Genomic DNA, 11,338 nt, shown 5'->3' on the forward strand with positions numbered 1-11,338 from the left:
GGGGGATGTGTTGGACACGATTTTCGCCGAGGCCACGCCCCCCGGTCGCGGGGGTGTTTCCGTCATTCGCCTGAGCGGGGCTCTGGCGCGCAAGACGTTGGAATCCCTTGCCGGTCCCACTGCCGAGCCCCGGAAATCCTATCTTCGGCCCCTGCGTGACGGCGATGATCTGATCGATCACGCGCTGGTGATCTGGTTTGAAAAAGGCCACAGCTTTACCGGCGAAGAGGTTGCGGAACTGCATCTGCACGGCGCGCCGGTGATTGCCAACAGGTTGAGCGCCGCGCTTGTGTCGCGGGGCTTGCGCCGCGCCGAGGCTGGCGAGTTCACGCGTCGCGCCTTTCTGAATGGCCGTATGGATCTTGCCGAGGCGGAAGGGCTGGCCGATCTGCTTTCGGCTGAAACCGAATCGCAGCGCAAGCTTGCCATGCGGGCCACCGATGGCGAACTAGGCCGCAGGACCGAACTCCTGCGCGCGAAACTCGTCCGTGCCGGTGCGCTGATCGAAGCCAGTATCGATTTCGCCGACGAAGATGTCCCTGATGAGGTTCCGGACGAGGTCTTTTCCCTGGCTGCCGAGGTGCGCAGCGAGATCGACGGCATGCTTGCAAGCTATCCGGCGACCGAGCGCCTGCGCCAGGGTTATCAGGTGGCGATCATCGGCCCGCCCAATGCCGGAAAATCAAGCCTTCTGAACCGCATCGCTCAGCGCGAGATCGCGCTTGTGTCGGATATCGCGGGCACGACGCGCGATATTATCGAACTGGCCACGGATTTGCGGGGCCTGCCGGTGACATTTCTGGATACGGCGGGACTGCGAGACAGTGATGACCCGGTCGAACTCATGGGCGTGGCGCGGGCGAAAGAGCGCGCGCATGACGCGGATATGCGCATCTATCTGTCCGATAGCGATGAATCCGTGGATGTCCTTGATGACGACGACATCGTGATCCGCTCCAAGGCCGACCTGCACGACCGGAAAGGTATTGCCGTGTCGGCAAAGACCGGAGAGGGAGTCGCTGAATTGCTGGACATGGTCTATGATCGGCTGCGGATCAGGGCTGCTGATTCTGGCATCGTCGGGCATAAGCGGCAGGCCGAGGCGCTTGCGCGGGCGCGGGACGCGCTGGTTGTTCATGGTAGGATGCCACCGGAAATTTTGGCGGAATCGCTGCGGCAGGCAGCGCAATCGCTCGCGATGATGATTGGCCGGGTCGGGGCCGAGGAGTTTCTGGATGAAATCTTCGCTTCGTTCTGTATCGGGAAATAAGGGTTTCACGTGAAACATTACGATGTGATTGTGATCGGTGGGGGTCATGCGGGCGTCGAAGCCGCAATGGTGGCGGCGCGTATGGGGGCCGATACGGCGCTGGTCACGCTGAGCCCTGACGATCTGGGCACGATGTCATGCAATCCCGCGATTGGCGGCCTAGGAAAAGGCCATCTGGTGCGCGAGATCGACGCCCTTGACGGGGTGATGGGCCGGCTTGCCGACAGCGCCGGGATACAGTTTCGTCTGCTCAACCGTCGCAAGGGTCCGGCGGTCCAGGGTCCGCGCGCGCAGGCAGATCGCGAACTCTATAAGCTCGCCGCCCGGCAAGCGGTGGCCGATCAATCGAGGCTTGATCTTGTTTTGGGTGAAGCCGCGGAGTTGATCCATGACGATAAACGAGTCTCGGGACTGGAACTGGCAGATGGGCAGACGGTGCTTGGCCAGCAGATTGTCCTGACAACCGGCACGTTTCTGAACGGGTTAATTCATATTGGCGAGGTCACGCATAGGGCGGGCCGTTGGGGGAATGGCTCCTCGATGAGGCTTGCCGAGTCGCTCCAGAGATTGCACCTTCCCTTGGGCCGCCTGAAGACCGGAACGCCGCCCCGAATAGCGCGCTCCAGCATCGATTGGGACAGTCTGGAAAAGCAGCCGGGTGACGATCACCCGGTGATGTTTTCCTATCTGAATACGTTGCCGAAAGTCGAACAGATCAGCTGTGCGATCACCCATACGAATGAGATAACCCACGGAATTATCAGGGATAATATCCACCGTTCCGCCATGTATGGGGGTCGGATCGACGGCGTCGGACCGCGCTATTGCCCCTCCATCGAAGACAAGATTGTCCGGTTTGCCGACAAGACAGCACATCAGATTTTTCTGGAACCCGAAGGGCTGAACAGCGATCTGATCTATCCGAACGGAATATCCACCTCATTGCCCGAGGAGGTTCAGCTTGCATATCTGCGCTCGATCCGGGGGTTGGAGGCGGCTGAAATTCGCCAGCCCGGTTATGCCGTTGAGTATGATTATGTGGATCCGCGGGCGCTGACGGCCGCACTGGAAGTGAAAACTCTGCCGGGGCTTTTTCTGGCGGGCCAGATCAACGGTACGACCGGGTACGAAGAGGCGGCCGCCCAGGGCCTTGTCGCGGGTCTGAACGCCGCGCTACGTGCCCAGGGACGCCCGCCGATACATTTCAGCCGCTCGCAAAGCTATATCGGTGTGATGATCGATGATCTGATCACGCGTGGCGTCAGTGAACCCTATCGAATGTTTACCTCCCGGGCGGAGTTTCGCCTTTCGCTGCGTGCGGATAATGCGGACCAGAGGCTGACGCCTCTGGGAATGGAGCTTGGCTGTGTCGGAGAGGAACGAGCCGCGCGTTTTACCGAAAAGATGGCGGATTATCGTCGGGCTCGGGCTCGTGCCGAAAGCGTGACATTCACGCCAAATGAACTGACGGATGCAGGCATGGATGTCCGGCATGATGGTGTCAGGCGCAGTCTGTTTTCGCTCTTGGCGCAGGCCACCGTATCGCGCGCGCAGGTTCTGTCACTGGACGCGGATCTCGCGGATTATGACGAAGCGATAATCCAGCAATTGAGTATCGATGCGCTTTACCACCAATATATGGACAGGCAAAGCAGGGATGCCGAAACCCTGCGCAAGGAAGAAGCTGTACTGATCCCGGATGATTTCCGCTATGAGGATCTGGCCGGGCTGTCAGGCGAGCTGAAATCCAAGCTGACGGCTTGCCGACCCGCGACCATCGCGGCAGCCGCAGCTCTGGAAGGGATGACCCCCGCCGCGCTGACATTGATTCTGGCCACCATCCGCAGCGGAAAGCGCCGCACCGCATGACCGATGTTTCACGTGAAACAAAGGCGCTCGCGGCCTATGCCGCGCTTTTGCGGAAATGGAATCCCGCGATAAACCTTGTTTCCCCGAAGACCCTGGATCAGATCGAAACGCGACATGTTGCGGATAGCCGCGCCTTGGTCGCGGTTGCGGCGGATGCGTTCGGCAGCTGGCTGGATATCGGCAGCGGTGGTGGCTTGCCGGGGCTTGTCGTCGCGATAATGCGTCCGGATCTCACCGTGACGCTGGTTGAAAGCGATCATCGCAAAAGCAGTTTCCTGCGCACCGCAATCCGTGAACTTGGCCTTGAAAATGCCTCCGTCATCACCGGGCGGGTCGAGCATCTTGATGCGCTGTTTGCCGCCAATATCAGCGCACGGGCGCTTGCCCCGCTGCCGCTGCTCATGGCATATGTGGCTCGTCATCTGACTGCTTCGGGGCGCGCATGGTTGATGAAGGGCCGCAACTGGCGGACAGAGGTTTCCGAAGCGCGCCGCGAATGGAATTTCGACCTGATAACACATCCAAGCCCGACCGAGCCCGATGCCGCCATTCTTGAAATCACAGGGATTCGCCATGTCTGAAACACGTATCATTGCGGTCGCAAACCAGAAGGGTGGCGTGGGCAAGACCACAACCGCGATCAATCTGGGCGCCGCGCTGGCGGAAGGCGGGCATAGGGTCGCGATTATCGATCTGGACCCACAGGGGAACGCATCGACCGGCCTTGGCGTGCCGCCCGAAAAGCGCGAGTTGACCTCCTACGATCTTCTGGCGGCGGATCGGACGTTGGAAGAAACCCTGCAGGCGACCGCGATCGAGAATCTCTGGCTGGTGCCGTCGAACAGCGATCTTTCCTCGGCCGATTTCCAGCTTTCCAGCCGCAGCGGGCGGACGCATCTGCTTCGCCGGAAATTGTCGGAAAGCCGGGAGTTCGACTATATCCTGATCGATTGCCCGCCCGCATTGGGGTTGTTGACGGTCAATGCCATGGTTGCCGCGGATAGCGTTCTGGTGCCTCTGCAGGCCGAATTCTACGCGCTTGAAGGGCTTTCCCAGCTTTTGATGACGGTGCGCGAGGTGCGCCAGACCGCGAACCCGGATCTGCGCATCGATGGCGTCTTGCTGACCATGTCCGACAACCGCAACAATCTTTCGCAGCAGGTCGAGGCCGATGCCCGCAACACCTTGGCGGGGCTTGTCTATCGCACGGTCATTCCGCGCAACGTGCGCCTGTCCGAAGCACCATCCCATGCCATGCCGGTGCTGCAATACGATCCGCTGTCCAAGGGCAGCGCGGCATATCGCAGCCTTGCGGAAGAGTTCCTGTCCCGGCAAATGGCCCCCGCATAAGAAGGAGGATCAAGGTGAGTGACAACAAACTGGAAAAGCGGGGCCTGGGTCGCGGTTTGTCCGCGCTGATGGCGGATGTGGACCTGATCCCCTCTGACCGGCCGGCACCGCGGCAGGTTCTCCCGGTCGAGCAGCTTACGCCGAATCCCGATCAGCCCCGCCGAAGCTTTGCCCAGGACGCGCTTCAGGAGCTTGCCGATTCGCTGCGCAATCGCGGCATGTTGCAACCTTTGATCGTCCGCCCGCATCCCGAGGACAAGGGGCTCTATCAGATCGTGGCCGGCGAGCGTCGCTGGCGCGCGGCCCAGATCGCGCAGATGCACGAGGTTCCCGTCATCGTGCGTGATCTCAGCGATACCGAGGTGCTGGAAGTCGCGATTGTCGAGAATATCCAGCGCGCGGATCTGAACGCGATCGAAGAGGCGGTGTCCTATCGCCAGTTGATGGACCGGTTCGGCCATACGCAGGAGAAAGTCGCTGAAGCGCTGAACAAAAGCCGCAGCCATATCGCCAATCTGCTGCGCCTGCTGAACCTGCCAGAGCAGGTCCAGATCTGGTTGAAAGAGGGCAAGCTGTCGACCGGACATGCCCGGGCGCTGATCACCGTGCCGAACGCGGTCGAACTGGCGCGCAGGGTGATCGAGAAGAATCTTTCGGTTCGCGAAGTCGAGGAATTGGTTCGGCGCCAATCGGAACCCAAGGCCGAGAAAAGCGCGCCGTCGCGCCCGGAAAAGGATGCCGACACGCGCGCATTGGAAAGCGATCTTGGCGCGCAGCTGAAGATGAAGGTGTCGATCAACCATTCCGGCAAGCAGGGCGGTCAGATGGTGATCTCATACCGCGATCTTGAGCAGCTCGATCGCCTCTGCCAGGTGCTGGCGGGTCATAACTGACGCAAGGTTTGGTGGCTTTGTTCTACCACTACCTAATATATAGTGTTCAGACATAGGTCACGAAATAAGAAACCCCCGGGAATTCCGGGGGTTTTTCAATCCTGCAGGGGAAATATGCTCAGCTGGCGGGGGTCGAACTGACGCCCACCTTTGCCGGGCGCAGCAGGCGGTCGTGCAGCATGAAGCCATTGTCCATCACCTGAATGATATTGCCCGCGATGGTTCCGGGCACCGCGGCCTCGAACATGGCCTCGTGAAGCAGCGGGTCGAACTTGTCGCCGGCCGCCGGGGTAATGACCTTGATGCCATGTTTGCCGAAAACATTGTTCAGCTCGCGCAGGGTCAGCTCGACCCCATCGATCAGCGCGGCGGCCGCCCGCTCGCCCTGGCCGGCGCTTTCCAGCGCGCGGGTCAGCGCGTCGTGAACCGGCAGCAGGTCGCGCGCCAGGCGTGAGCCGCCATATTGCTCGGCATCGCGGCGCTCCTTGTCGGCGCGCTTGCGGGCGTTCTCGGCATCGGCGAGCGCGCGCATGAAGCGGTCGCGATATTCGTCCCGCTCGGCCACCAGCGCCTCGACATCGGGCGAGGGCGCCTCATCCGCGGCCAGCGGGTCAATAAACGCCTCATCCTCCTGCGGGATGCCGTTCGGGTTTTCCTTCGTCATATCCTCATCCTTTCCGACCGGAGATCATCCGGCCGACGAGCTGCGCGGTATAGTCGACGATCGGCACGATGCGCCCGTAATTGAGCCGCGTCGGACCGATGACGCCGACCGCACCGACAATCTTTCGATCGGCATTCATATAGGGCGAAACCACCAGAGAGGAACCCGAAAGTGAAAAAAGCTTGTTCTCGGAGCCAATGAAAATGCGCACGCCTTCGCCCTGTTCCGCCAGTTCCAGAAACTCGGCGATATCGCGCTTGCGTTCAAGGTCGTCGAACAGCGACCGCACCAGATCCAGATCGGCCAGCTCATCGGCCAGAAGGTTGGCGCGACCGCGCACGATCAGCCGGGGATCGCTGCTGCCGTCCTCCCACATCGCCAGCCCCGACGAGACGAGAGCGGCGGCCATGCTGTTCAGCTTTTGGCGGCTGGCGGATATTTCGCCGGCGATCCGGGCCCGCAGATCGGCCAGCGTCCGACCCTCGGCGAGCGCATTAAGGAAATTCGCGGCCTCGCGCATCGAGCTGGCGGTATGTCCGGGCGGCGGGGTAAAGACGCGGTTCTCGACCCGGCCATCGGCAAAGACCAGCACCACCAGCGCGCGGTCAGGCGCCAGCCCCACGAATTCGATATGGCGCACCGGCGCCTCTTGCTTGGGCATCAGCACCAGCGAGGCGCCATGCGTCAGCGCCGACAGGGCGGTGCTGACCCGGTCCAGCATTGCGCCGGTATCGCCGCTGTCATCGCTCAGCGTTTCCTCGATCATCTCGCGGTCGCTGGCGGACACCGGCCCGGCCTCCATCAGCCCGTCGACGAACAGCCGCAGCCCCAGCTGCGTCGGCATCCGCCCGGCCGAGACATGCGGATGATCCAGGAGGCCCAGATATTCCAGATCCTGCATGACATTGCGGATCGTCGCGGCGCTGACCTTTTCGCTCATGTCGCGGGTCAGCGTGCGCGAGCCGACCGGCTCGCCTGTGGTCAGATAGGCTTCGACCACGCGGCGAAAGACCTCGCGCGAGCGGTCGTTCAGATCGGAAAGCTGGGCGTTCTCGGGCATTGGCGGTTGACCGGGCACTCTCGGGTTGCGGATAGGGGGCCTTGACCTGTATCTGAACGGCAAAACCCCCGAAAGGAATGACAGATGCGCCCCTCTGGCCGGAATTTAAGTGATATGCGCCCGATTTCAATCGAAACGGGCGTGATGCGCCATGCCGAGGGCTCTTGCCTGATCACCTGTGGCGAGACGCGGGTGCTGTGCTCGGCCTCGATCGAGGAAAAGGCGCCGCCCTTCCTGAAGGGTTCGGGGCAGGGCTGGGTGACGGCGGAATACGGCATGCTGCCGCGCGCCACCAATACCCGCAACCGGCGCGAGGCGGCGGCCGGCAAGCAATCGGGCCGCACCCAGGAAATCCAGCGCCTGATCGGCCGCGCCCTGCGTGCGGGCGTTGACCGCCGCGCCCTCGGCGAACGCCAGATCGTGGTTGACTGCGATGTGATCCAGGCCGATGGCGGCACCCGCTGCGCCTCGATCACCGGCGGCTGGGTGGCGCTGCGCCTGGCGGTGAACAAGCTCTTGAAGGCCAATATCATCACCAGCGATCCGATCATGGATCATGTCGCCGCCGTGTCCTGCGGCATCTATGCCGGCCAGCCGCTGCTGGATCTGGACTATGCCGAGGACAGCGAGGCCGGCACCGACGGCAATTTCATCATGACCGGCGCCGGCCGCCTGATCGAGGTGCAGATGTCGGCCGAGGGCGCGACCTTCTCGCGCGCCGAGATGAGCCAGCTTCTGGATCTGGCCGAGGCCGGGATCGCCGATCTGGTCCGCGCCCAGAAAGACGCGGTGGCATGAGAAAGCTCGCCGAAAAACGGCTGCTGGTCGCGACCCATAACAAGGGCAAGCTGGACGAGATCCGCGCGATGATGGCGCCGCACGGGATCGAGGTCACATCGGCGGGCGAGATGGGCCTGCCCGAACCGGCCGAGACCGAGGACAGCTTTGTCGGCAATGCCCGGATCAAGGCCCGCGCCGCCATGCAGGCGACCGGCCTGCCGGTGCTGGCCGATGACAGCGGCATCACCGTTGACGGGCTGGACGGCGCCCCGGGCGTCTATACCGCCGATTGGGCCGAAACCCCGCAGGGCCGCGATTTCATGCAGGCCATGACCCGCACCTGGGACGCGCTTGAGGCGAAGGGCGTGCCCGAGCCCCGCACCGCCCAGTTCCGCGCCACGCTGGTCCTGCTCTGGCCCGACGGGCACGAGGAAATATTCGAGGGCATCGCCCCCGGTCGGCTGGTCTGGCCGCCGCGCGGCCAGCTCGGACATGGCTATGATCCGATCTTTGTGCCCGACGGCCATGACATCACCTATGCCGAGATGGCACCGGCGCAAAAGAACGCGATCAGCCATCGCGCGCGGGCATTCCAGAAGCTGGAGGCCGCGCTTGCCTAGGATCTCTTCCGGCTCGCCCTTCGAGGCGGCACTGGGCTACAGCCGCGCGGTGGTCAAGGGGCCGTGGTGTTTCGTCTCGGGCACGACGGGCTATGATTACGCCACGATGGCCATGCCCGACAGCGCCGCCGATCAGGCGCGCAATGCGTTCAAGACCATCTTTGCGACCCTGCGCGAGGCAGGTTTCGCGCCCCGGGATATCGTGCGCGTGCAATATACCATCACCGATGCCGCGCTGGTCGATGAGATCGCGCCCGTTCTGGCGCAGGCGATGCAGGATGCCATGCCTGCCGCCACCATGGTCGTTGCGGGCCTGATCAAGCCGGAAATGAAGGTCGAGATCGAAGTGACCGCATACCGCGAATGAGCGCGCCGTTGATCGCCCCCGCGCCCGCATCCCTTGCCGAGGACTGGCGGGCGGGGGGATTCGCGCTTTACGTCCATTGGCCGTTCTGCGCTGCGAAATGCCCCTATTGCGATTTCAACAGCCATGTCGCCGCCAGCATCGACCAGCCCCGCTGGCTGGCCGCCTATCGGACCGAGATCGCGCGACTGGGCGCCGAACTGCCGGGGCGGGTGCTGAACAGCATCTTTTTCGGCGGCGGCACGCCCAGCCTGATGGCGCCGGAAACCGTGGCGGGCGTGATCGCGGCGGCCCGCGACCTCTGGCCCTTTGCCAACGATGTCGAAATCACGCTCGAGGCGAACCCGACCAGCGTCGAGGCCGGGCGTTTTCGCGCCTATGCGCAGGCGGGCGTCAATCGCGTTTCGATGGGCGTGCAGGCGCTCAATGACGACGATCTGCGCCGCCTTGGCCGCATGCATAGCGTGGCCGAGGCGCGGGCCGCCTTTGACATCGCCCGCGACAGTTTCGACCGGGTCAGTTTTGACCTGATCTATGCGCGGCAGGATCAGGACCGCGATCATTGGCGGCGCGAGCTGACCCGGGCGCTGTCCATGGCGGTCGATCACCTGTCGGCCTATCAGCTGACCATCGAGCCGGGCACCGCCTTCGGCGCGCGCCACGCCAGGGGCGGGCTCAGGGGCTTGCCCGATGACGATCTGTCGGCCGACATGTATCTGGACACGCAGGAGATCTGCGCCGCCGCCGGGTTGCCCGCCTATGAAATCTCGAACCACGCCCGGCCCGGCGCGGAAAGCCGGCACAACCTGATCTATTGGCGGCAGGGCGACTGGGCCGCCATCGGTCCCGGCGCGCATGGAAGGCTGAGCCTGCCGACCGGCCGCTGGGCGACCGAGGCGCATCGCGCCCCCGGCGCATGGCTGGCGGCGGTCGAGACGCGCGGCAGCGGCGACAGCCTGCGCGAGCTGCTGGGCCTTTCGGACCGGGCGCTCGAATACCTGCTGATGTCGATGCGCCTGACCGAGGGGATGGAGCTTGCGCGCTATCTTGCCCATGGCGCCGAATTGTCGCGGTCGCGGCTTGCGGATCTTATCGGGCTGGGGCTCGTTACCCATATAGATGGGCGGCTGGCGGCGACCATGACGGGGCGGCCGGTCCTGAACGCGATCCTGCGCGAACTGGCGGAGTAAGATGCGACTGTTCTGGTTGATTGTCGGCTGGTTCACCCTGGGGCTTGGCGTGATCGGCCTGTTTTTGCCGGTGGTGCCGACAGTGCCGTTTCTGTTGTTGTCGGTCTTTGGCTTCGCGCGGTCCTCGCCGCGCCTTGCGGCGAAAATCATCCGGCATCCGCGCGTCGGCCCGCCGATCCGGGCCTGGCGCAAACGCGGCGTGATCGGGCGCGGGGCAAAGATCTGGGCGGTCAGCGCCATGGCCGCGGGCGTCGGCTGGGCGCTGTGGCTGGGGCTCGACCCGCGCATCATCGTGGTGCAGGCGCTGACCTGCACCGCGATCGGCGCCTGGCTCATCACCCGGCCAGAGCCCTGATCCGCGCCGCGATCCGCACCGGGGCTACAACCTTTTTCCCACTTGTCCGCCGGGGCTGGCGGGGTGAACCTCCGGCATCGCCCATCCGCAAAGGACAGAGCCATGGCAGATACATCCGGGATCGCTATTCACCCCGCCGTCGATCACGGCATCAGGCCCGCGAAGCCCGATTTTGCCGGCGGCGAGCTGCGCTGCCTGTGCCACGCCGATCCGGTGCGCGTCGCGCTCAGGGGGCAGACGGCACATAACCATGTCTGCGGCTGCACCAAATGCTGGAAACCCGAAGGCGCGATCTTCAGCCAGGTCGCGGTGATCTCGCGCGATCTGGTCGAGGTGCTCGCCGGGGCCGAAAAGCTCGAGGTGGTGAACCGGGACGCGCCGATCCAGCGCCATCGCTGCAAGGCCTGCGGCGCGCATCTGTTCGGCCGCATCGAAAACAGCGAACATCCTTTCTACGGGCTCGATTTCGTGCATACCGAACTGTCCGATCAGGACGGCTGGGCGGCGCCGGAATTCGCGGCCTTTGTCAGCTCGGTCATCGAATCGGGCGTCGATCCGGAACGGATGCCGGGCATACGCGCGCGGCTGCGCGAACTGGGGCTCGAGCCCTATGACGCGCTGTCGCCGCCGCTGATGGACGCCATCGCGACGCATATCGCCCGGCGAAGCGGCGCATTGCCGGCTTGACCCGCCGGCCAGGACATGACCTGCTGGGGGCCGGGCGACCGGCCCCCGCCGCATGAAGACAACCCGATCAAGCAGGGCCAGCCGGCCAGCAGCCAAGGAGAGTTAAGCATGAAAACCCGCGCCGCAGTCGCATTGGAAGCCGGCAAGCCGCTTGAGGTGATGGAGGTGAACCTCGAAGGTCCGAAGGCCGGCGAGGTGATGGTCGAGATCAAGGCGACCGGCATCTGCCATACCGA

The 11,338-nt window shown here is 63.7% G+C and carries 13 protein-coding genes and 1 pseudogene; 12 read left to right on the forward strand and 2 right to left on the reverse strand.

Going from position 1 to position 11,338, the window contains the following annotated elements; genetic code table 11:
* The first annotated feature begins 10 nt into the window (after positions 1–10).
* Genes mnmE through IT41_RS05720 form a run of 5 tightly spaced genes read left to right on the forward strand, consistent with a single transcriptional unit; the run spans position 11 to position 5,382 of the window.
* Entirely contained in the window at positions 11–1,270 is a 1,260-nt protein-coding gene (mnmE, locus tag IT41_RS05700) for a tRNA uridine-5-carboxymethylaminomethyl(34) synthesis GTPase MnmE (protein WP_036739312.1), read from the forward strand.
* 9 nt (positions 1,271–1,279) lie between these two features.
* Entirely contained in the window at positions 1,280–3,139 is a 1,860-nt protein-coding gene (gene mnmG / locus IT41_RS05705; protein ID WP_036739313.1) for a tRNA uridine-5-carboxymethylaminomethyl(34) synthesis enzyme MnmG, read from the forward strand.
* Positions 3,136–3,720 carry a 16S rRNA (guanine(527)-N(7))-methyltransferase RsmG gene (rsmG, locus tag IT41_RS05710; protein WP_036739315.1) on the forward strand — a complete coding sequence of 195 codons (585 nt, stop codon included), beginning with the start codon at positions 3,136–3,138 and terminating at the stop codon, positions 3,718–3,720. Before mnmG ends, rsmG begins: the two co-directional genes overlap by 4 nt.
* Complete coding sequence (locus tag IT41_RS05715) at positions 3,713–4,489, forward strand: ParA family protein (protein WP_036739317.1); 777 nt, start codon at positions 3,713–3,715, stop codon at positions 4,487–4,489. Before rsmG ends, IT41_RS05715 begins: the two co-directional genes overlap by 8 nt.
* 14 nt (positions 4,490–4,503) lie before the next feature.
* Positions 4,504–5,382 (forward strand): ParB/RepB/Spo0J family partition protein, encoded by an 879-nt coding sequence (locus IT41_RS05720; RefSeq protein WP_036739318.1) that lies wholly within the window; start codon positions 4,504–4,506, stop codon positions 5,380–5,382.
* A 118-nt stretch (positions 5,383–5,500) separates the two neighbouring features.
* Here the strand turns inward: IT41_RS05720 and IT41_RS05725 are convergent, their stop codons facing one another.
* Positions 5,501–6,046 (reverse strand): nucleotide exchange factor GrpE, encoded by a 546-nt coding sequence (locus IT41_RS05725; protein WP_036739319.1) that lies wholly within the window; start codon positions 6,044–6,046, stop codon positions 5,501–5,503.
* A gap of 4 nt (positions 6,047–6,050) precedes the next feature.
* Positions 6,051–7,106 carry a heat-inducible transcriptional repressor HrcA gene (gene hrcA, locus IT41_RS05730; RefSeq protein WP_036739320.1) on the reverse strand — a complete coding sequence of 352 codons (1,056 nt, stop codon included), beginning with the start codon at positions 7,104–7,106 and terminating at the stop codon, positions 6,051–6,053.
* Positions 7,107–7,190: 84 nt separating this feature from the next.
* Here hrcA and rph point away from each other — a divergent pair, with 84 nt between their 5' ends.
* The 7 genes and pseudogenes from rph to IT41_RS20595 form a co-directional block, all read left to right on the forward strand.
* Positions 7,191–7,904, forward strand: coding sequence for a ribonuclease PH (rph, locus tag IT41_RS05735; RefSeq protein WP_036739322.1), 714 nt, complete (start codon positions 7,191–7,193; stop codon positions 7,902–7,904).
* Positions 7,901–8,506 carry an RdgB/HAM1 family non-canonical purine NTP pyrophosphatase gene (rdgB, locus tag IT41_RS05740; protein WP_036739323.1) on the forward strand — a complete coding sequence of 202 codons (606 nt, stop codon included), beginning with the start codon at positions 7,901–7,903 and terminating at the stop codon, positions 8,504–8,506. The genes rph and rdgB overlap by 4 nt, the downstream gene beginning before the upstream one ends.
* Positions 8,499–8,873, forward strand: a complete 375-nt coding sequence (locus IT41_RS05745; RefSeq protein ID WP_036739324.1) for a RidA family protein — start codon at positions 8,499–8,501, stop codon at positions 8,871–8,873. The genes rdgB and IT41_RS05745 overlap by 8 nt, the downstream gene beginning before the upstream one ends.
* Positions 8,870–10,060 carry a radical SAM family heme chaperone HemW gene (hemW, locus tag IT41_RS05750; RefSeq protein ID WP_052081291.1) on the forward strand — a complete coding sequence of 397 codons (1,191 nt, stop codon included), beginning with the start codon at positions 8,870–8,872 and terminating at the stop codon, positions 10,058–10,060. The genes IT41_RS05745 and hemW overlap by 4 nt, the downstream gene beginning before the upstream one ends.
* Before the next feature lies 1 nt (position 10,061).
* The gene (locus IT41_RS05755; RefSeq protein WP_036739326.1) at positions 10,062–10,415 is read left to right on the forward strand and encodes a YbaN family protein; all 354 of its coding nucleotides are present in this window, start codon (positions 10,062–10,064) and stop codon (positions 10,413–10,415) included.
* 102 nt (positions 10,416–10,517) lie between these two features.
* Positions 10,518–11,102 (forward strand): S-(hydroxymethyl)glutathione synthase, encoded by a 585-nt coding sequence (gene gfa, locus IT41_RS05760; protein WP_036739327.1) that lies wholly within the window; start codon positions 10,518–10,520, stop codon positions 11,100–11,102.
* Between the two features lie 108 nt (positions 11,103–11,210).
* Positions 11,211–11,338: pseudogene (locus IT41_RS20595) on the forward strand (S-(hydroxymethyl)glutathione dehydrogenase); the annotation flags it as partial.

The organism is Paracoccus halophilus, from assembly GCF_000763905.1.
In the GTDB taxonomy this organism is placed as follows: Bacteria; Pseudomonadota; Alphaproteobacteria; order Rhodobacterales; family Rhodobacteraceae; genus Paracoccus; species Paracoccus halophilus.